Here is a 22,064-nt window from a genome sequence, read left to right as displayed (position 1 = left end):
TTAGAGGGAGTGGACAACCATGCAACTGGAACTCAAAGCCTTCTTACTGCTAACGGATGCGGTCATGATTACAGATGAGGAGGGTGTGATTCTGGATGTGAATTCCGTTTATGTAACCAAAACAGGATTCTCACGGGAGAGCACCATAGGTCAGCCTGCCCGATTGCTAATGGATACCCACTGGAGAGGAAATCAGACCTGGTCCGGCGTAGCCAAACTGATGAAGGCCGATCAGGAAGTGTGGGAAGCCCAAGTTACGATTACATCGGTTCATTTGGATGATTCTCTTTTTTATATCAGCATATTTAATGATGAATTTTCATGAAAAAAAATCGTTGTTTGGTGATAAGGGTATGTTAGCTGAAAGTAGTAATTATTTTCAAAAAAATGGTCAATATCGTCAATTGAATAAGGGAGTCCGGCATACTATGATTTGTGTACTGGGGAACTGCGACCATGAATCTGACAACATTCATTGAATGCATGAAATCCTGAAGTCGTAATGTGGACGGTGACCATTTGCTACGCGATCTTGTATTAAATTTCACGCTAATTTTGATCTTTGTTTTCCTAATTCATCACTATCTGAACCATACAAATGCTACCCGTTCAACATCCATCACGACTCGGATCATTATTGGTATTACGCTGAGCATGTTGGGCACGGCGCTCTATTATTTCTCTATTGTGCTTGAGGATGGTACATTGTTGAATTTCCGGGCCAGTGTGTATCTACTCGCCGCTTATTTTGGTGGGACTGGCTCTGCATTCGTTACTTTTGCATTCATGTGGATGTTTCGGATTAATATGGGGCGTAATCCCTTGTTGGAGAACTGGCAGTATGCGTTGACAGAGTTGTTATTTGTTGTAGCCATATGTCTGATCTTTAAGTATATCAGGGGATTTATGCAGAAGTGGTTGTCCGGAGCGTTGCTGCTGATTACTGTGTATGAACTTTCTGTACTAAAGACACATTCCCCTTCTCTGCTAATGATGGGGCAGATTCTCCTTTTTCAATGTATCTGCCTGCTGTCCGTTATATTATTCCTGTATTATCTGAACCAAAATCATCGATATAGGAGATTGGTCATTCAGAGGGATCAGGAAATGCTGGAGATGCTTCGTATGCAGCCGGGTTTTACTTTTAAAATCCGAAAACAGAACGGAAAATTCGAGTATCTTGTGCTTGAAGGAGAGATGCTCTCCCAACTGGGCTTGGATATGAGTAGTCTGAAGCGAGATTACAAACTGGGCACATTGGATATTTTACCTCAGGAAAAGGTAGAATTTCTGCGAAAGCAGTTTAACCGGGCATGGGAAGGGGAATCTTTTTTTTACGAGATTGAGCATGAAGGGTACTATTCGCTGGTGAAAGTTCGCCCTCTGCGAGAAGAGGGTGTGGTGAAATATGTCGTGGGATATGGACTTGATATTACGGAACACAGAGCAGTTAAACGAATGATTCAAGAAAGTGAAGAGCGATATCGAACACTTGAGCGAGTGTCGGCAGACTGGTTTGTCGGTTTGGATAACAATAGAAGTATTGTGTCGGTTAATCAGAAATTTCTGGATGTTCTCGGTCTCGGCAGGCAGGAAGTGATTGGGCGTCAGCTTGAAGAATTGTTGTTCATTGAGCAGCTGGAGAACTGGTTGTTCGTTTTCCAAAAAGCCTTACATCACAATATAGCACAGGATACGGAACTGAGTTTCATTGTTGGAGAAGGTCATGAGCAGCATGTTCGGGTTCACCTATACCCTGTTAAAGTATTAAACTCGAGTGAGAAAATTAAGGCAGTCATTCGAGACATTTCGGATCACTATAGACGTGTTAAGGCCGACAAAGCAAGCCAGGCGAAGAGTGAGTTTCTCGCATTCATGAGCCACGAGATTCGTACCCCACTGAGCGGCATTATCAGCTTTTCGTTGTTGCTTCAACGAACAGATCTATCTCCACAACAAAAGGATTATTTGAGTAAAATCAACGCGTCTTCCCAAACCTTGCTTGCCCTCGTAAATGAAATTCTTGATTTTTCGAAAATTGAGGCAGGCAAGCTGATTTTGGAGAAGGTCTCTTTTTCACCAGAGGATGTGATCAAACGTGTGGCAGATCAGATCGGTGTAGCCATCGGGCACAAAGATATCGAAGTGATCTTTACAACCGATCCCGATCTGCCGTTAACGGTGATTGGTGATCCGTTCCGGCTTGAACAGGTGTTATTGAATCTGCTCAGTAATGCGATTAAATTTACGGAGCATGGATATGTAACGTTGCAGGCAGAGGTGCTTTCATTGGAGGCGGAGCGAGTTCAGATCCGTTTTGAAGTAGAGGATACGGGAATTGGAATGTCACCTGAACAATTGGAACGGCTTTTTGTCCCGTTTACTCAAGCGGAACCTTCAACGTATCGAACATATGGTGGTTCTGGTCTTGGGTTGGTCATCTGTTATCTTCTGGTGACCTCCTTGGGAGGGAACTTGCGGGTGGATAGTGTGCTGGGAGAGTACAGTCTGTTCTCATTCGACTTGATATTTGAACTTGCAGATTCGGAAGAAGAAAGTTCCTTCCTGCAAACATACCCTCTTCTATATTGTGCGGATGAGGTGGTTATCGTTGAAGAAGATGAACGGATGGGCGCAAATCTGAAGCAGATACTCTACTCATTCGGAATGAAGCCGAAGCTGTATCCTTCGTTGAACCATATGATGGAAAGTGATTGGTGTGTCTCTCATGTAGATGGGGCAAGTTCCATGTTGATGATGATGGATATGGATGCAGAGGACACCGTCAACGGATCGTTATGGGAAAGTTTCATGAAGCGATTGAACCGAACCAAATTTCAAATGGTGGGTTATACCCATGCCTTTAGTGAAAATGCCCTGTGGAGTGAAGAGAGATCCTTTCGCCCGGATCTCATGATGATCAAACCGATTACACGTCTGGGATTGTTCGAAGTGTTACTTGCACTTCAGGGTGAAGGGCCATTGGAGAAAAAGCGGATGATAGAAGGTGATGAATCTTATTTGCTTAAATCCAAAGGGCACATTCTGATCGCTGAAGATCATGAAATCAATCAACTGGTCATTCGGGCCATGCTGGAACATACCGGATTCAAGGTGACGCTGGCAGACAGTGGCACGGAGGTTTTGAAGAAATTGGATGAACAAACATGGGAACTGATTCTGATGGATCTCTATATGCCAGCTATGAACGGAATTGATGCAGCGCGACACATTCGCAAGATGAGGAAATATGATCGTACACCTATTATTGCGCTTACAGCGAATGGTTTAAAAAGCGAACATGAATTATATCTTGAAGCAGGCATGAATGCCATCCTGACTAAGCCTATACATGAACAACAGCTCGCAGACATTTTGGAAATATGGATTGATCTAAAAGGCATAAGGGAGATCAATGGAATTGATGCAGATAAGGCGATCAGACAGATGGACGGCAAGCCACATATTCTGCAATATGCGCTCACGAAATTCAGAATGGAGTATGGCTCGTTTCAGAAAAAACTGGCGATTCAGCTTCAGCAACAGCAGATTGCTGATGTCATTCGTAGTGTTCATTCTCTTCGAGGCGTAGCTGCGAATCTGCATGCAGTGGACCTGATGTGTGCGGTTCTCCAATTGGAATCGCTCTTGTCCCGTCCGTTATTCAAAGAAGAGGATCTGCGTTCGGCATTGGAGAAGGTACAACAGGAAATTGATAAAATTACCGAGTCCCTGCCATGGTGATCGAATGAAGCTGTGTGGTTTTAAGGTGTGAACTTATATCCGACCCCCCAGATGGTTTGAATGTATTGGGGGTTTTTTGGATTGTCCTCAATTTTTTTGCGAAGCTTGGTAATGTGCACATCGATGGTGCGATCATTAATGTACGCATCAATACCACGAATGGCTTCAATCAGGGCATACCTACTGTAGACCTTGCCAGGATTGAGAATAAACAGCTTCATGATCTCAAATTCGGAAAACGTCATCTCTACGCGCTGGTTATTCAACAGAACAGTTCTTCGGGCCAGATCGAGAGATATTCCGGATTCCTGTTCAGTGACAACAGAGCTGTTCAATATAGAGTAGCGGCGCAATACGGCCTCAATACGTGCCTTCAGCTCCTGCATGCTGAAAGGCTTACATACATAGTCATCAGCCCCATCTGTTAATGATCGAATCCGCTCAGAAACCTCGGTTAATGAAGAGATGACAATAATGGGGATTGCCGTATGTTGGCGCATGAGAGAACAAGGATTCTTATTACCCGAATCAGGGAGCATCAAGTCAAGAAGCAGGATATCAGGCCGCGCTTGAAGCTGTAGAAGACCATCTCTTGCGTTATCGACACGAATAACATCATACCCTTCACCTTGCAAATACAAGGATAATGTATCGCCTAACATGTTGTCGTCCTCTATGATAAGCACTTTCGTCATGATATTCCTTTCTGAACCCCCTTCTTGTAGAAGGACTAAGATCCATGAATTACTTAATATACCTGATATTTAAAACATGTAACATGAAGATGTCAAGACGCTAACATGACTCCAAGAAGGTGAGAGACTCCGATTTAATGCTTGCCAAGATGTGGATCAGCTTCACGCTCGATCAGGCGCATCAGTTTGCGCTCGGTAGCGCTCTCTGGCGCAGGAGTGTAGACACTGCAACGCAGATCGGAACTGCCCTGAACCTGCAACGAAGTCAGATCAAACAACATTTTGCCTGCTTTGGAATGCCTGAATTCGATTAATACGTCCGGGGCACTGCTGACACTGCTTTGTTTCCAAAGGGTATGAAAATCGGGATGTCTGTTCATCATGTCATCCAGAAATAAATTATACCATTCATCATCAACATACTGGCCATAGTAAGCACGAAAAATCGCCAGAAATCCGCTAACAAAATCCTCCCAGTTCACCGCGAGCCTGCGAAACTCCTTTCGATCAAATAACAGACTGATCATATTCCGCTGTTCGGGGGCAATCTGTTCAAAATCCATAAAAACATGCCGGGCTGCATCATTCCAGCCGACAATGTAACAACGCCGATCCGAGATCACGGTAGGGCAGTGATGAAGTTCTTGCAAAATTTTCTGCAAGGAAGGGTGAAGTTGAACCGGTTCTTCTTCCAGTGTGGGCAGCTCTGTATGATGCTCCATGGCGAGCGAAAACAGATACTTTCGTTCATCTGCAGTAAGCCTCAGTGCTGAAGCAATGTTATCCAACACAGAATGGGATACCTGAATATCCCGACCTTGTTCAAGCCAGGTATACCATGTTGTACTCACTCCTGCCAGTTGGGAAACCTCTTCTCTTCTCAGCCCAGGCGTTCTTCTCCGACTTCCAGTGGGTAAACCGACCGATTCGGGAGAAATTTTGGAACGCTGTGTTTTCAGAAAAGTGGACAATGCCTGTAACCTGACATCGTAGTTCAATCCATCACCTTCAATCCTCGTTATCATGGTAGTCATTATACTATTATAATTGACAACTTGTAATAGGATATTCAAAAGTGCACTATTAGTGGCAGAGCGTAAGATTAAGGTAGACAACAGCGCTGAAGGAGGATGGACATGGAACGAGTCGTGATTACAGGTATGGGGGTCATCTCTCCTTTGGGAAATGATGTACATACATTCTGGAATGGATTAATTGAAGGTAGATCAGGTGTATCACATATAGAACATTTTGATACAGCTTCGTACAAAACCAGAATCGCTGGTGTGGTCCGTGATTTTGATGGTGAAGAGCGTTTTGGACGCAAGGAAGCAAGGCGTATGGATCGATTCGTTCAATTTGCTGTTGCTGCTGCGGACCAGGCTGTATCGCAATCGGGTCTTGTGATGGATGAACTGGACCGTGAACGGGTAGGTGTATATATTGGTTCAGGCATAGGCGGAATCCAGACATTGATGGAACAAGGCAAGGTCCTGTCAGATCGGGGACCTGCGCGAGTCAGCCCAACACTGGTACCTATGATGATATCCAATATGGCTGCGGCTATGGTCAGTATGAGGTTTGGTTGCTGGGGACCGACATTATCGCCAGTAACAGCTTGTTCCATTGGAAATACAGCCATTGGAGAGGCTTTTCGGTTAATTCGTCATGGCGGAGCCGATGTCATTATTGCTGGCGGGACAGAAGCGGCTGTAACCGAAGTGTCGCTGGCAAGCTTTGGTAATGCGACAGCGTTATCAACAAGAAATGAAGCCTTCCAAACAGCAAGTCGTCCATTTGATGCGGGAAGAGACGGTTTTGTCATGGCGGAGGGCGCTGGAATTCTGGTTGTGGAATCACTGTCTCATGCACTGGGAAGAGGGGCGAATATTCTTGCCGAAGTGATTGGATATGGTGCCAGTTCAGATGCGTATCATATGGTAGCTACCCACCCGGAAGGACGGGGGGCATATCTGGCGATGAAAGCAGCACTGAAAGAAGCACAGATTGAGCCTGAAGACATTGATGTGATTAACGCTCATGCCACCAGTACGGAGGCGGGTGACCTCTCTGAGACGAGAGCGATTAAGCAACTTTTTGGGACAGGTGCCTATGATATTCCGGTCACAGCGAATAAGTCCATGACGGGACATATGCTTGGTGCAGCTGGTGGTGCGGAGGCGATCTCACTTATCCAAAGTCTGCGGCATGGCATCATTCCTCCAACCATAAACCAGGAGCAGAAGGACCCCGAATGTGATCTGGATTATGTACCAAATGAGGCAAGAAAAGCAGAGTTGCGGATTGGGATGTCTAATTCCTTTGGTTTTGGCGGTCATAATGCGGTTATTGTTCTTCAAAAATATTCTTCTTAAGCCAAAAAGAAAAAGCAGCTTTAAGCAGAAAGAAAGCCGTAACCAAAGAAACAGCGCTGCCTGATGGGGCTGCGCTGTTTCTTTGGTTACTTATGGATCACTCGAAAAACACTGTACCTTGGTTAGCGGCCAAGTGGTTGTACGCCTCAGGAAGAGAGGGATGTTGATTCCGCCATGCCTTTGTTACCTCGGCTCAGCCAGCTTACACGCCAGCGGGATTGCATGAAGAGAACCAGGAACAGGGAAGCTGCTGCAATCAGGCTAAGAATGACAAAACCTGGTGTATAAGATTGATAGCTGCTATACAGTTGACCGAGAATCAGCGGCAGTGCATACCCGCCCAATCCGCCAGCGGCACCCACAATACCTGTCATCAGGCCAATCTCATTGCCAAAACGTTGGGGAACCAGTTGGAACACGGAGCCATTTCCGGCTCCCAGACACATCATACCGAGGAACAACATGACTACTACCACAGGAAGTGGTGGCATGAAGGATACTCCGATCAACATGATGCAGGCTCCTGTGTACAGGAAAGTCAGCATGCGGGTTCCGCCAATTTTGTCTGCCAGGTAACCCCCGACAGGCCGGAAGAAACTGCCTGCGATTACACAGAAGGTGGTAATGTCTGCGGCACGAACAGGAGAGAGCCCATACTGGGTGTTGAAGAAGATGGTGAGATAGTTACATAATCCAACGAAACCACCAAAAGTTACACAATAGAAGGCACAGAATACCCAAGCATCTTTTTGTTTAAGCAGACTTCCGTATTGGGATAATTTCTTGGGTTCAGGCCGGTTAGGGCTATTCTTGGCAAAGATAGAAAAGAGGATGAATACAATAGCGATTGGTATAATAGCAAGTCCGAACACAACTTCCCAGCTGCCAAAATGCGTAGCCAAGCGATTGGCAAACAATGTCGCGAGTACGGTTCCACTGTTACCCGCCCCGGCAATACCCATGGCCAGACCCTGATGCTCCTTGCCATACCATTGGCCTGCCAGAGGTAGCGCAGCAGCAAAGGAAGCGCCTGCGACACCAAGCAAGAGTGCCACCACGTACAGTTGGCTTAAAGAGTCGACCCATAACCAGCCGAGTAATAAAGGAACTAAGGTGACGAGCATCCCGATCTGTGCGGTCAGTTTCGGACCAATATAATCAGACATGAAGCCAAGCACAAGGCGCAGGATGGAGCCGCCGAGAATAGGCAATGCGACCAGATTGGCCTTTTCCAGCGGAGTCATCGGATAATCCAACGCTATGACAACTGCGAGCGGACCAAGCATCCCCCATATCATAAAACTGATGTCAAAATACATAAACGCCCCGAAGAGGGTGGGCTTATGCCCGCTTTTCCAAAAACTTTTGCTCTCCATCATCCATCATCGCTCCTCATCCAATTGAGATCTTCGTGATTTGTCTATGTGCGTGTTAAGGCAGAAAAAGGCCGCAATTCGTCCAGTTAAGAACGATTTGCGGCCCCGTTGCCGACAGGCGGTACACGTCATTGTGTTCCCGCATCTGAGTTGATCACAGCACTGTGATTTTGATTCAAATTATAATCAAGAGAAAATAGGTATGTCAACAAAAATTACATGTAATTTTAAATAATTCATTTTTTATTGTATTCCGGAGTTTTGGTGTTAATTATGTTGACATTATATTCCGATTCCCTTAATCTGAATCTAATATGAATCCACACAAAGGCGTGTGGATTCCGGAGGCAACGGTGCCCTTTTCCGAATCATGGAGAAGGGATTTTTCTGTTTATTTTCAGGTGAGAGAGATAGGGGGGCAGCCCATGAGTAGAAGCAAACTGGTGATTATCGGGAATGGCATGGCTGGAGTGAAGTGTGTCGAAGAGATTATCGCACTGGAGCCTGATACGTATGAGATTGTCATCTACGGCAATGAACCCCGTCCCAACTACAATCGGATCATGTTATCGAAAGTGTTGCAGGGTGAGCATTCGTTACAGGATATCATTATCAATGATTGGACTTGGTATGCCGAGCATCATATACGGCTATGTACAGGTGAAACGGTACACCGCATTGATACCCGTGGAAAATATATAGAGACAGAATCCGGACTAAAAGAAACCTATGATGTCCTGATTCTGGCGACAGGGTCTTCACCTTTTATCCCACCGATTCCGGGGATTGATAAAGAGCGGGTCATGTCCTTCCGAACGATTGATGATTGTACGCGCATGTCTGATTATTCTAAAACCTATCGCAAGGCCGCCGTCATTGGTGGCGGATTACTTGGGCTGGAGGCTGCGCGCGGGTTGCTGCATCTGGGCATGGAAGCTGTGGTGGTCCATAACGCACCTTACATTATGAACCGGCAGTTGGATCAGAAGGCTGCCGCGATGCTTCAACAGGAACTTGAAGCGCAGGGCATGTCTTTTCTTTTGACCAAAAATACGCAGAAAATTACCGGGCGATCGCAGGCCCAGGGGTTGCTATTCACAGATGGTTCCAAGCTTGAAGCTCAGGTTGTCATTGTCGCTGTAGGGATTCGGCCAAATGTGGATCTGGCCAGACGAAGCGGGATCGCCACCAATCGGGCCATTATGGTAGATGACTATATGCGCACCAGTGTACCGGATATATATGCAGTTGGGGAATGTGCCGAACATCGGGGAATCAGTTATGGTCTGGTGGCCCCCTTATACGAACAGGGGAAGGTGCTCGCACGTACGCTCTGTGGACAGGAAACGCCTGAATACAAAGGATCTATTCCCTACTCACAGTTGAAGGTATCGGGGGTTGATGTTTTCTCGGCGGGTGAGATCAGTGGGGAAGGCATGCAGACCGCAATTCAACATCTGGATGGCATTCAAGGCACATACAAAAAAGTGCTGATGCAGGCTGGCAAAGTGCGTGGAGCCATTTTATTTGGAGATACAACCGAAGGAACGGCATTGCTTGGACTTGTGCAACGAGGTGCAGATGTGGCGGAATTGGCTCCGCGTGAAGGCGCCCCCGACCCTGCTGAGATGGCTGCTGCGGCATTATCGGCTCAGGAGACTGTCTGTGCCTGCAACAATGTGACCAAGGCTGCGATAATGAAGGCCATTCAGGAACTGGGTCTGGAAACGGCAGATCAGGTGAAGGAGCAGACCAAGGCGTCAGGTTCATGCGGTGGCTGTCGCCCGATGGTGGCTGCTCTATTGAAACATACGCATAACCTGAAAAATAACGGGGGTACTGGCGTGGTCGCCACACCGGATAAACCTGCTCCAATGCCTGTATGCAGTTGTACGGATCTTGGGCACGCAGAGCTGAGGGAAATCCTGGCTGACATCGATGTTCTGGAGACAGGGCTACCAGACATATCTTTGATCTTGCAAAAGCTGGGTTGGGGTTCGGAGCTTGGTTGCTCGGTATGTCGCCCCGTAATTCATTATTACTTACAGGTATCCGGTGGAACGATGATTGTTCGAGAGATCGAGGCTCACTCAGAGGTTCAGGTGCGCTGGGATGATCAGATCCCGATATCATCCTATGCGAGGGATGCGGGTGGCTTGGCTGCACAACTTCGTGCGCGTTGGATCGACGCAGCGATGCCGTCGCCGGTGAATATGGGAGTCGCACCAGGACCCGGGTCATTGGTGAGCGCACTAGTGCAGGATATCGGCTTGCTGGCTTCACCGGCTGGATGGGAGATATACGCAGGCGGTCACGCAGAACATCCGGTCAAGCAAGGTGGCTTGATTGGGGTGGCTGAAACAGAGATACAAGCGGCAGCACTCGCATCAGCCTGCCTTCAGTGGTATCGCCAAACCGCTTGGTATGATGAGCCGTTATGGGCATGGACGGAACGATTGGGGTTCATGACGATTCGGGAAACGCTGCTGGATGACCAGTTACAGAAGGAACTTGCAGCTACACTTCAAGCTGATATATAGATGAAAGGCGGGGATGGAAAGATGGGATTATCCGTGAGTTCAGAACCAACAGCCTCCAAGCTCTATGTAAAGGAAACCCAGTGTCCGTATTGCAGTGTGCAGTGCAAGATGACTGTTGAAGAACTGGCTGCACCTGTTGCAGGCCAGCATCGTGGTGAGTATAGGGTTCAGGGTGTCCCGAATGAAGCCTCTCAGGGCAGGTTATGTGTGAAGGGCATGAATGCGCATCAACATGCGCTCAGTGGTCAACGATTAATGCATCCGCTCATTCGTCGTAATGGCGAGCTTGAACCCTGTTCCTGGAAGGAGGCCATTCAGACCATCGCAGAGCGGTTTCAGGACTTGAGGGATTCATACGGAGCAGATACGGTCGGAGTCTACGGAGGCGGATCTTTGACAAATGAAACAGCCTATTTGCTCGGTAAGTTCGCCAGAGTTGCATTGGGGACAAAATATATCGACTATAATGGACGGTTCTGCATGTCAGCTGCGGCTTCAGCTGGCAGTAAAGTATTCGGGATGGATCGTGGATTGACGTTCCGTCTGTCCGATATTCCCAATGCAGGTTGTATAGTACTCGCAGGTACCAATATTGCAGAATGCCAACCTACCCTTCTGCCATACTTCAATCAAGCGAAGGAGAATGGAGCCTTCATTATCGTTATTGATCCACGTAAGACGGCAACCGCAGCCATTGCCGATCTTCACTTGCAGGTGAAGCCTGGCAAGGATGCCTTGTTGGCGGATAGCATGTTGAAGGTGATTATGGATGCCGGATTGGTGGCCCCTCATTTTATAGGCGAACGAACGCATGGTTACGAGCAATTGATACAAGGGTTGGCTGATCTGCAACTCGAACAGGCGGCACAAGCGTGCGGGGTTGATCTGGCGCTGATTCGTCAGGCGGCGATGGCTTACGGTGAGGCAGAGACAGGCATGATCATGACAGCACGTGGTGTGGAGCAGCAGACGGATGGGCATATGGCCGTCAGGCACTTTCTGAACTTGGTGCTCGCGACTGGCAAAATTGGTAGAAAAGGCTGCGGATATGGTGCCATCACAGGTCAAGGCAATGGGCAGGGCGGACGGGAGCATGGGCAGAAGGCTGACCAGCTGCCGGGCTATCGATCCATTGAAAATGAAGCCGATCGTGCCTATGTGGCATCCGTCTGGGGTGTGGACCCTGCAAGTTTGCCAGGCAAAGGGGTATCTGCCTACGAGATGATGGAGAAGGTCCATGATCAGGAGATTCGGGCGTTGCTTGTAATGGGCTCCAACCCGGTCGTATCCAACCCCAATGTGCGTTTGGTGGAAGAAGGTCTGCGCAAGCTGGACTTTCTGATCGTGGCAGACTTGTTTCTGTCCGAGACAGCGCGAATGGCTGATCTGGTTCTGCCGGTTACATCTTATATGGAGAATGAAGGTACATTGACCAATCTGGAGGGGCGTGTTCTGCTCCGTGAAAAGGGGCAGCCTGCGCCGGGAGAAACGCTCGATGATTGGGATATATTATGCCGGATTGCCGCACAATTGGGTAAAGCTTCTTATTTTGAATATGAAACTGCTGAGGATATCTTTAATGAGCTTCGGGTGGCGAGTCGTGGCGGAGTGGCTGATTACTATGGCATTACCTATGAGCGTTTGCGTAACGAGAAAGGGGTATACTGGCCGTGTTCTGCCCTGGAGGATCAGGGAGAAGGACTGCTGTTCGGTGAACGATTTGCTCACCCGGATGGCAAAGCGGCATTCACATTTGAATCCAGCCCGGGCTGGAGTGATATATCTTCGGAGTTCCCCTTAATTCTCACCAATGGGCGTGTGCTGCCTCATTATCTTACAGGGGTGCAGACACATCGCAGTCCGGCACTGGCAGCTCGTGAATTGGAGAACTTTGTTGAACTTCACCCGGCTACCGCTGCCCGTTATCGTATTCACGATGGAGAGTGGGTAGAGATTCAATCGACGTACGGAAGCTTCACGGTTCGTTCGCGCATCAAGGATTCGATTCGGGAGGATACCTTGTTCGTGCCGATGCATTGGGGCGGCATTCAGAATGTGAATCGGGCCACCAGACCAGAGTTAGATCCGTTCTGCCGGATGCCTGGGTTCAAGACAGCAGCTGTAACCATTCGACCGTTGCGTCTGGCGAGATGATTCATGCAGGTTTCAGTTTATAAAGGTTCTCAGGCGACATAAACTGTTCTAATGGTAGCTTAGCGGCTGCGCAGTCCATATTTATATGAGACTGTGCAGCTTTTTTTGCGTATATGTACGCAAGTAGGCCATAGTTCCGTGGTTCCACGTAAACATGAGGATTGGCTCATGAATATGGATTGAATTTTAGTTATGATGTTTATTAGGGGTACATATGTACGTATTTTTGATTATATTTTGAGGCCGACAACAGTTTCGAGTTTAGGTTATTACGCATCATGGTATAGATATCGGGGCTTATGGAAGCTTCTTCAAATAGGGCAGGACATAGGGAGGGAACACGGTGAACATATGGATAACGGTAAAAAGTCTGGGTAAGCGCAAGCCGGCACTTGCCAAACAAGCTGCCGAACTTCCGGAAACAACACATACGCTGAGGCAGCTCATTGAGAACATGGTGGCTCTGCAAGTGAAAGTCCTTCAGGACAAGAAGCAACAGGCAGAATTACTCGCCTTCCTCATGCCGGATGAGATTGAGACGCAGGGAGCGACGGGGAAAGTCGGGTTTGGCGCAGTATACAATGAGGGCGCTCCTGATCTGAATAGTGCGATGGAGACAGCTATAACCGCCTATGAGGATGGGTTGTACAAAGTGTTTCTCAACGATGAAGAATTGCAGGAACTGGACAATTCCGTGGTTATACAGGACGGCGACAACGTGGTGTTTGTTCGTTTTACAATGCTTGCCGGACGTCTGTGGTAGAGAACGATGAAGGAGGAGAACAGGATGAATCAGGAAGAACAAGTACAGGTGTATATGGATGAATTGCAGGATAGAGCCAAGTCGTTAACAGGGGTACAGCTTGAGCTGGCAAACTATGTTGTGGAGATCGCCGGGTCTACGTATTTGCGTGGAGATGAAAAGATGTTTTTGAATACAGAAAAATTGCTTGGAAGGCTGGCTGCAGAAACGCAACAACCATTATTCCAGCCACTATTGGATGTGCTCCAGCATCTGGCGAGCGAGTCATTGGTTGCACGATTCCGTTATATCGCTGAGCGTGCGACTCGTTTCCCATATAGTAACAACTATGAACGCCGACCTTTTCGCACATCCGATCCGGAGCAGCATGTAGCACAGGTCATCCGCAAACTGATGGGATTGTTCCGAATGGAGATGAAGAATTTCTCCCTGAGTGAATATGTGTCACTTCGTGAGTACAAGCTGGATTATCTGCATGAGATCCGTTGGGTTCTGGCGGATTGTATCGCATATGAACTGGATCATCAGGGCGGAGATATGAAGCAGGCATTGCACGATATTATCTATGGTGACAATCAGACGGCGCTGTTAACCTATGAAATGATCAAAGGCATATTCATGAGCGATCAGGCAGATGCCTATCAGATGGTGGGTGAGTTGCTCGTTGCAGCAAGGTTGCAGGAAGGGCTGCGCCAAAGCATTGTGGAGCGGATGGATGAAGGAACACTGGAAGCCTATATTTACATATTAAAAATCATCATCGACAACAACCTGATCCGTTTCAGTTCGGTGGTAAGAGCACTCGCCGTATGGACGGGAATTGGCATAGAAGCAGCCAATCAGCGTGTTGCTGCACAGCTGATTGAACAGGCGTATGAGGCGCTTGTGCAACCAGAAGTGCGCGAATCCTGGCAGCAGGAAGCGAACGCCAACAAGCTCTTTATCAGCCTGTGGGCGACAGCGGTCATTGAAGAGAATGAACTGACGAGCAAGATCATCGAGATTATGGATCAAGGCCAATTATATCAGAAGATTGTTGCCCAATACGTACTGGCTAACAGCCAGAACAGGGAGCTTCGTTTGCACATTGCACGTCGTTATCTGGAGGCGCAGGATACCGAGTTGATGCACTGGATTGTGACCAACTATGATGCCATGTATATGTACAACTGGAGTTTCGAGAATGGAGAGAATCAGCGTAGTGTCTACGTGTGGCCATTGCCTGCGCTTGAAGATAAGGCATTGAGACGTCAGGACTTTGATCAATTCAAACAGATGTTGGCTGTCATTCCAAAAGGCGGATCAGGTGGACCATCGGTTGTACTTGAGTATGTTCACTACCGGATTGATACAGATGATGTAGTGAAGAAAATGTTATATCTGGCCGCTTATGATATGGACCCGGAATGGATCGGCGAAGTCATCGCAATCAAGGACCGTTTGAGCCCAGAACTGCGCGGGGAACTGTTGTCCCAGTTTGTTCAGCATCCCGATAATGAGGTGCAAAGACAGTTTGTGTTTGAGAGTTTGTCTGATAAAAGCATCAGTAATCGGGAAAGTGCGCTCTCCAAGGCGAAGCAGCTCACGTTGACGGTTGAAGAGATGAAACAGATGGAGGCGCTGATGAAGCTCAAGACAGGCTCACTTCGTCAGAAGGTTATCCATGTATTGTTACTACAACCCGTGGACCAATTGACGGTTTCACTGAAGCGACTTTTGCAGGCCAAGAGTGAGTTGCAGCGTCTAGGCGCGCTCGAATTGTTGACCGAGATTGCGGCAGATCCGGATCGGGCAGATCAGCAGGAGCAATTGCAGCCATTGGCACAGCTGATTGAGACGCCAACCGCGAAGGAACAGAAGTTGCTCGACAAGCTGACGGATCAGGGGAGTCGCTATACGGCCGCTAATGGGTTTAATTTATTCGATCCGAAGCGACGTGAGCCATTGCTGGATGAGAAGCGTGACCTCAAAGGCCACAGTCCGAAGGATATCTTTACACTTTCTCTGGATAAGACCAGACCATTCCTGCAGGGGCTCGATGAATTAGTGCATGAACACAGGGATCATGAGTATGAAGTGGAGTACTATGCTGGCTATAAAGACACGTTGTTAGTCGGAGCGAGTCTTCGCTCCAAGGTTCCGTATGGAGAGCGGAATGAAATGAAGCAGATGGAACAGTTCCCGCTTCATGACGTATGGGAGAACTATATTCAACATGCTGGGTTTAGCAGTGTGGAACTGATGCAGTTGTATATGGGTATACAGCTCCGGGATTTCAATGGCAAATTGAGTGACCATTACAGTTACTTCCATGATCAGTATGACTATGAAGAACTGCAAAAGATTCCGTTATTGGAAGGCTGGCGCAAGTCGTTTGCCGACCAGATCTATCCTCTGGATGACATCGAAAAGCTACAGCAGATGCTGGATTCGTTAACGTATAAGGATCAGGTAGTGGCACTGATATCGGCGGCATTTCTGGATAGCGATCCGATCGACACGTTTGAAATAGCTGAGAAAACCTGGGCCTCCATCATCGCGAGTATGCCTGCTGATCGACTCGAGAAAGAGTCAGGCATGCTTCATATTCTGACTGGACCTTGGAATTATGTGGTTCGTGGCAAAATCCATGACGATAACAGCTTCAAACGTTTCTTCCAGACAGCCTACCAGTTCGCCAGTCTTGTAGAAAATAGTCAACCGTTGTCCTTGCTGTCACTTGAAGATTTCCTGCGCGCGTACCAGCTGAACCTGATTGATGAACAGGAGATATATCGACAGGTTCTGGTCGGTGGGAATCGTCTGTTGTTTATTCGGGACTTAACATCCACTCGTACAGAAGTGATCGCAAGTGATCCCAAGCTGATTCATTTACGGGATACGGTCGTTAATCGGATTCTGGAGATCGAGCTGACCCGGGGAGAACTCTCTACAGAAGTAAGTACACTTGCCATGAAACTGGAACGAATTGAAGGCATGGAACACTGGGTACATCTGGTCTCGGCGATGGATCAGGATACATTTGTCCGTGGATATATCTACAGTTATGGGGACAACACAACACGTAAAGAGACGTTTAGCTATCTAATTCAGAATTGTCATCCACGGGATGGAGAAGATGAGAAGCGTCTTGGAGAATTACTCCAGAAGTATCCGGTGAATGAGAAAAAATTGCTGGAAGCGGCTATGTACGCCCCGCAGTGGATGGAGATTGTTGCAAAACATCTGGGATGGGAAGGTCTCCGCAGTGCGGCATGGTACTTCCATGCCCATATCAATGAACGCTTTACTGCGGAGAAAGAAACCATCGTGGCCCACTATTCTCCAATCTCACCACAGGACTTTAATGAAGGTGCGTTTGATATCGCTTGGTTTGAAGAAGCCTATGCTGCTGTCGGGGAGGAACGGTTCAATCTTTTATACGATTGCGCCAAGTACATTTCCGGGGGAGCTAACCACCGCAGATCCCAATTGTTCGCAGATGCTGCACTGGGCAAGCTTCGATTGGACGATATGCGTGATTCCGTGTCAGACAAGAGAAACAAGGATCATTTGTTAACCTACAGTTTGATCCCATTCGCCGTAAATCGGGAACAGGATCTGCGTGAGCGATACGACTTCATTCAGAAGTTTCTGTTGCAGAGCAAGCAATTCGGTGCACAACGCCGTGCCAGTGAAGGTGTAGCATCACAGATTGCACTGGGCAATCTCGCTCGTAATGCAGGTTATGCTGATGTTACGCGGCTGATGTGGGACATGGAAGCACGTAAGTTGGATGAGATGAAATCCTTCTTTGAACCTCATGTATTGGATGCTGACACGACAGCACAATTGGTCATTGATGAGGAAGGCCAACCCGAAATGGTTATCGTTAGCAAAGGCAAGACACTCAAATCTGTACCTGCCCGGTTCAAAAAAGATGGATATATCGCTGAACTGAAAGAGCTCAAATCGGATCTGGTGGATCAGTATCGCCGGGCACGGCAGGAGCTGGAACGTTCGATGACTGCTGGAACATCCTTTACACGTGAGGAAATTACCAGTCTGATGCAAAATCCGGTTATACATCCGCTGGTAAGAACGCTTATATTCCAGTCAGGTGACAAGACGGGACGATTCGATGTATCATCCAATGGTTTGGTTGCTCCTGGGCCGGAGGGTACGAACCATGCACTATCGGAACAGGATCAACTGTTGATTGCTCATCCGCTTCATCTGTATCAGAGCGGAAGATGGAGTGAATTCCAGCGGGATCTGTTCACCCGTCAGGAGCGTCAGCCCTTCAAGCAGGTATTCCGTGAGCTGTATCTTCCTAACGAGGACGAATTGGCTAATGGTACGGTGTCTCGTCGATACGCCGGATATCAGATTCAACCGAAAAAAGCAGTAGCTCTGCTTAAAGGACGCCAATGGACTGTCAGTTATGAGGAAGGTCTGCAGAAGGTAAGTTACGAGCACAATCTGATTGCGAATCTCTATGCCATGGCAGATTGGTTCTCACCAGCAGATACGGAGGCACCTACCTTGGAGACGGTGCAGTTCTACGATCGTAAGAGCTACAAACCTGTAGCGCTGCAAGATGTGCCGCTGACGTTCTTCTCGGAAGTTATGCGTGATATCGATCTGGTGGTCAGCGTTGCACATGTGGGAGGCGTAGATCCGGAAGCCAGCCTGACAACAATCGAGATGCGTCACGTCATTGTGAACGAGTCGTTGCGTCTGCTGAAGATCGACAATGTACGTTTGGACGGGAATTACGCACGAATTGATGGTGAATTGGGTGAGTATGCTGTTCATCTGGGGAGTGGTAATGTGTTCAAACAAGCTACAGGTGCACTTCATATTGTTCCGGTGCACAGTCAGCATCGGGGTCGAATCTTCCTGCCATTCCTGGATGAAGATCCGAGAACAGCTGAGATTTTGTCCAAGGTGATGTTGCTCGCCGAAGATAAAAAGATCAAGGACCCGCAGATTCTTGCACAATTACAGAACTAGAAGTGATTGAACAGAAGTGAGCCGCCCCTCTTGGGGCGGTTTTTTATTTGCTACTCCGATTTTAATGTAACTTCGAATCTCAATATAACGAGTGTAGAACAAGAATCATGGATGGGAAGTGGACAATGTGGAGCAATTTCAACATAAAGGCAGCTGAAGAACCTGTTAAAAGGGACCTTAGTTGCTTTTATATTTTTGGATATTTCAATGGACCGGATTGGTTCCGTTTTCAAATAGACTTAGGACCCAGAGTGTGTCGACATATTCCTTAATCTGATAATTAATTGCATTAATTGGTTTATCGGGAGTGGGTCGAACCGACTGTTTTTAAAAGTAAAGAATTTGTTCGAAAGTAGTTACGGAAATGTAAATAATTCGTTTTCTTGTTTTGTTATCTGAATTGTTAATATGGTGATTCCAAAGAACTAGGCTTGTTCTAATCGGTCATTTACCAAATTTAAGGGGATGTAATTCATGATCATGTCGGCTATCGTTAGGAAGCGAAATCTGCTGACTTGCTTGCAGGCTGCAGTTTCAGAAGCCATGTGCAGGACGACCTGAATGCTTGAAAGACTGGGATCAAGCCAGTTTGCATTCCCTTGTATACATGTATTCAATATGTGCACAAGAAAAATGATCAAGAGAGAAGGAGAACTTACAACATGAACAGAAGACTCAATCTGATTTTCCTCAAACGATGGTTTATGTTATTAATCATCGTGGCGGTTGCGGCTATGCCGCTGCACGCCTTCGCCGCGGAGGCGGAATCTGGGGCCAATCGTCCTTGGATGAACAAATCCTTGTCTGCGGAGGAACGCACCGAGCTGCTGCTCAAGGAGATGACGCTGGAGGAGAAAGTTGGATTCGTAACCGGTAAAGTAAATAACTATTATGGTTTCTATAATGATGGATTGGAGCGCCTCGGCATTCCGGCATTACAGATGGCAGACGGACCTGCAGGGGTACGTGTGGCTAACCCGGATGTGCAGGACAAAAAGTCCACGGCACTGCCTGCACCCATCGCGCTTGCCGCTTCCTGGGATACCAATCTGGCCAAGAAATATGGCGATCTGATCGGTCAGGAAGCACACGATACAACACATAATGTAGTGCTCGGCCCTGGGCTGGATATTGCACGTACACCATGGGGTTCCCGGAACTTCGAATCTCTCGGGGAAGATCCGCTACTGGCTTCGGGCATGGGTGCAGCGTATGTGAACGGGATTCAAAGTAATCCGGTTATCGCTACAGCGAAACACTATATCCTGAACAACCAGGAGACGGAACGTTTCACGACCAATGCAACAGCCAGCGAACGTGCCATTCAGGAAGTCTATGCACGTCCATTCCAAGCGATGGTTGAAAAAGCGGATCTTGGTTCTGCAATGTGTTCATTTAACCAGGTGAACGGTACATACGCTTGTGAGAACAAGAAGATGCTGACCGATGTCCTCAAGGACCAGTTCGGCTTCGAAGGGTTTGTCATGAGTGACTACGGTGCAAACTTCAGCACAGCCAAATCCGCCAATGCGGGTCTGGATCTGGAGACACCTGGAGAGCCGTATGGCAAATGGGGAGACAAATTGCTGGAAGCCGTGAACAATGGCGAAGTCAGCGAGCAAACCATTGATGAGAAGGTTAGACGCATTTTGCTTCAAATGTTCGATAAAGGGCTGTTCGATAACCCTGTAACGAATACACAAATCAATGCCAAGAAAGACGGCAAACAGGCACGTGAAATTGCAGAAGAGAGCATGGTTCTTTTGCAAAACAACGATAATGTATTGCCGCTGTCCAAGAAAAACGTGAAATCCATCGCTGTCATCGGACCGGATGCAGATAACGCATCTGCTGCTGGTGGAGGTAGCAGTCTCGTTAATCCGACGTATACGGTGAGCCCGCTTGAAGGGATTCGTAACCGTGCAGGAAACGGTGTAGATGTGCAATATGCAGCCGGAACCGATCCAATCTCGGCAGGAGATGCGTTTAACGGACCGTCCGCGGTACCATCCACGCTCTTGTCTCCAGCGGGTGTTAACGAAAGTGGTTCAGACAATGCGAAAAACGGACTGCATGCCGAATATTGGACGAACAAGGACATGGAGGGCAATCCTGAACTGGTCCGCACGGATAATCAGGTGAACATGAATCTTGGATTTTACAACTATGAAGGCTTCAATGCACAGTCGTCTAAACTTCCGGTGACGCCAACGAAGTTTAATAGCAAAATGTCCGCTCGTTGGACAGGTTCCATTACGGCACCGAAAACAGGTGATTACAAACTGTCTCTGACCAGTCTGGGTTCTGCAAAACTATACGTGGATGATCAGCTGCTGGTAGACAATCAAGGTGCAACACTGAGCACTACAAAGAAAGAAATCACGCTTAAAGAAGGCGAGTCTCACAACATTCGGATTGAATATCGTACAGATTTCCCGGTACAAACCAGTCATGATATGGGAGCTCAGGTTCGTTTCGGCTGGGAAGCTCCAGAAGATGCTGTTGATGCCAAGATGCAAAAAGCAGTTGAGTTGGCGAAAAAATCCGATGTTGCCGTTGTGGTAACTCGCACGTATGACAGTGAAGGTTACGTAGACCGTTCCGACCTGGAACTGCCGAATAACCAGGAGCAGCTGATCCGCAAGGTAGCGGCAGCCAATCCAAAAACGATCGTGGTTCAAATGAGTGGTCGCGCTGTTGAAATGGATTCCTGGCAAAAAGAAGTGCCATCCATCGTTCAGGCTTGGTATGCAGGTCAGGAACAAGGTAATGCAGTGGCACGTGTTCTGTTCGGCGATGTGAATCCATCCGGTAAGTTGCCGGTGACGTTCCCATCAGATGATTCCCAAACTCCGGTATCCACTGCGGAACAATTCCCGGGTGTGAATGGGGTGGGCAACTACTCCGAAGGTATCTTTGTAGGGTATAAAGGATATGACAAAGAAGGCATGACACCGGCGTTTGCCTTTGGACACGGACTGTCTTATACCGATTTTAATTATCGTAATCTGCATGTGAAAAACACAGGCAAAGGCGACAAAGCAACCGTAGAAGTATCCCTGAACTTACGTAACACCGGTAAAGTTGCCGGTGCGGAAGTTGTACAGGTCTATGTCGGCAACCTGCCAACCAAAGTTGAAACGCCAGAGAAGCAGCTTGCTGGCTGGGCGAAGGTTGATCTGAAAGCAGGCAAGCAGCAACGGGTCAACATTCAACTGGATCGCAGCGCATTGTCCTACTGGGATGAAACATCGCATGAATGGGTAATGCCTAAGGGTAAAGTCCAAGTGTATGTTGGCAGTGCATCGGATGATATCCGTCTGACAGGCAGTGTGAATATCGGAAGCAAGTCCGGTAAATAAAATTGCAATCAGGGAGATTGGAAGGTTGTTCTCCCAGTGAAGTTATTTTCGTCAAATGCA

The 22,064-nt window shown here is 47.7% G+C and carries 11 protein-coding genes; 8 read left to right on the top strand and 3 right to left on the bottom strand.

Going from position 1 to position 22,064, the window contains the following annotated elements:
* The first annotated feature begins 19 nt into the window (after window positions 1-19).
* Window positions 20-325: a PAS domain-containing protein gene (locus BLS69_RS19250; protein WP_036672654.1), complete on the top strand. Its 306-nt coding sequence runs from the start codon at window positions 20-22 to the stop codon at window positions 323-325.
* Window positions 326-519: 194 nt separating this feature from the next.
* The gene (locus BLS69_RS19245) at window positions 520-3,744 is read left to right on the top strand and encodes a hybrid sensor histidine kinase/response regulator (protein WP_176872789.1); all 3,225 of its coding nucleotides are present in this window, start codon (window positions 520-522) and stop codon (window positions 3,742-3,744) included.
* Between the two features lie 20 nt (window positions 3,745-3,764).
* Here BLS69_RS19245 and BLS69_RS19240 read toward each other — a convergent pair whose 3' ends face one another.
* Both BLS69_RS19240 and BLS69_RS19235 read right to left on the bottom strand, forming a co-directional pair.
* Window positions 3,765-4,439: a response regulator transcription factor gene (locus BLS69_RS19240; protein WP_091034665.1), complete on the bottom strand. Its 675-nt coding sequence runs from the start codon at window positions 4,437-4,439 to the stop codon at window positions 3,765-3,767.
* A gap of 134 nt (window positions 4,440-4,573) precedes the next feature.
* On the bottom strand, window positions 4,574-5,437 hold the full coding sequence (locus BLS69_RS19235; RefSeq protein WP_091034663.1) for a helix-turn-helix transcriptional regulator: 864 nt from the start codon (window positions 5,435-5,437) through the stop codon (window positions 4,574-4,576).
* Between the two features lie 138 nt (window positions 5,438-5,575).
* Here BLS69_RS19235 and fabF point away from each other — a divergent pair, with 138 nt between their 5' ends.
* Window positions 5,576-6,814, top strand: a complete 1,239-nt coding sequence (gene fabF, locus BLS69_RS19230) for a beta-ketoacyl-ACP synthase II (protein ID WP_091034660.1) — start codon at window positions 5,576-5,578, stop codon at window positions 6,812-6,814.
* A gap of 146 nt (window positions 6,815-6,960) precedes the next feature.
* Here the strand turns inward: fabF and BLS69_RS19225 are convergent, their stop codons facing one another.
* Window positions 6,961-8,190: a nitrate/nitrite transporter gene (locus BLS69_RS19225; protein WP_076213570.1), complete on the bottom strand. Its 1,230-nt coding sequence runs from the start codon at window positions 8,188-8,190 to the stop codon at window positions 6,961-6,963.
* Window positions 8,191-8,615: 425 nt separating this feature from the next.
* Between BLS69_RS19225 and nirB the strand changes: the two genes are divergently transcribed.
* From nirB to BLS69_RS19200, 5 genes are all read left to right on the top strand, one after another.
* Window positions 8,616-10,730: a nitrite reductase large subunit NirB gene (gene nirB / locus BLS69_RS19220; RefSeq protein ID WP_091034656.1), complete on the top strand. Its 2,115-nt coding sequence runs from the start codon at window positions 8,616-8,618 to the stop codon at window positions 10,728-10,730.
* 21 nt (window positions 10,731-10,751) lie between these two features.
* Window positions 10,752-12,884: an assimilatory nitrate reductase catalytic subunit NasC gene (locus tag BLS69_RS19215; protein ID WP_091035168.1), complete on the top strand. Its 2,133-nt coding sequence runs from the start codon at window positions 10,752-10,754 to the stop codon at window positions 12,882-12,884.
* 343 nt (window positions 12,885-13,227) lie between these two features.
* Window positions 13,228-13,647, top strand: a complete 420-nt coding sequence (locus BLS69_RS19210; protein WP_091034653.1) for a hypothetical protein — start codon at window positions 13,228-13,230, stop codon at window positions 13,645-13,647.
* A gap of 24 nt (window positions 13,648-13,671) precedes the next feature.
* Window positions 13,672-18,642, top strand: coding sequence for a DUF4132 domain-containing protein (locus BLS69_RS19205; protein ID WP_091034651.1), 4,971 nt, complete (start codon window positions 13,672-13,674; stop codon window positions 18,640-18,642).
* Window positions 18,643-19,304: 662 nt separating this feature from the next.
* A complete protein-coding gene (locus BLS69_RS19200; protein ID WP_091034649.1) occupies window positions 19,305-22,004 on the top strand; it encodes a beta-glucosidase in 2,700 nt (899 codons plus the stop codon).
* The last annotated feature ends 60 nt before the right edge of the window (window positions 22,005-22,064 follow it).

It is taken from the genome of Paenibacillus sp. CF095 (assembly GCF_900101225.1).
In the GTDB taxonomy this organism is placed as follows: Bacteria; Bacillota; Bacilli; order Paenibacillales; family Paenibacillaceae; genus Paenibacillus.
Note: the sequence above shows the minus strand (reverse complement) of the source record. Positions and strands in the feature narration are given on the sequence as shown.

What these genes read in the sequence shown, in the direction of transcription:
- BLS69_RS19200 (WP_091034649.1), top strand. Translation starts at nt 19,305, where the DNA reads ATGAACAGAAGACTCAATCTGATTTTCCTCAAACGATGGTTTATGTTA.
- nirB (WP_091034656.1), top strand. Translation starts at nt 8,616, where the DNA reads ATGAGTAGAAGCAAACTGGTGATTATCGGGAATGGCATGGCTGGAGTG.
- BLS69_RS19225 (WP_076213570.1), bottom strand. Translation starts at nt 8,190, where the DNA reads ATGGAGAGCAAAAGTTTTTGGAAAAGCGGGCATAAGCCCACCCTCTTC.
- BLS69_RS19240 (WP_091034665.1), bottom strand. Translation starts at nt 4,439, where the DNA reads ATGACGAAAGTGCTTATCATAGAGGACGACAACATGTTAGGCGATACA.
- BLS69_RS19250 (WP_036672654.1), top strand. Translation starts at nt 20, where the DNA reads ATGCAACTGGAACTCAAAGCCTTCTTACTGCTAACGGATGCGGTCATG.
- BLS69_RS19215 (WP_091035168.1), top strand. Translation starts at nt 10,752, where the DNA reads ATGGGATTATCCGTGAGTTCAGAACCAACAGCCTCCAAGCTCTATGTA.
- fabF (WP_091034660.1), top strand. Translation starts at nt 5,576, where the DNA reads ATGGAACGAGTCGTGATTACAGGTATGGGGGTCATCTCTCCTTTGGGA.
- BLS69_RS19205 (WP_091034651.1), top strand. Translation starts at nt 13,672, where the DNA reads ATGAATCAGGAAGAACAAGTACAGGTGTATATGGATGAATTGCAGGAT.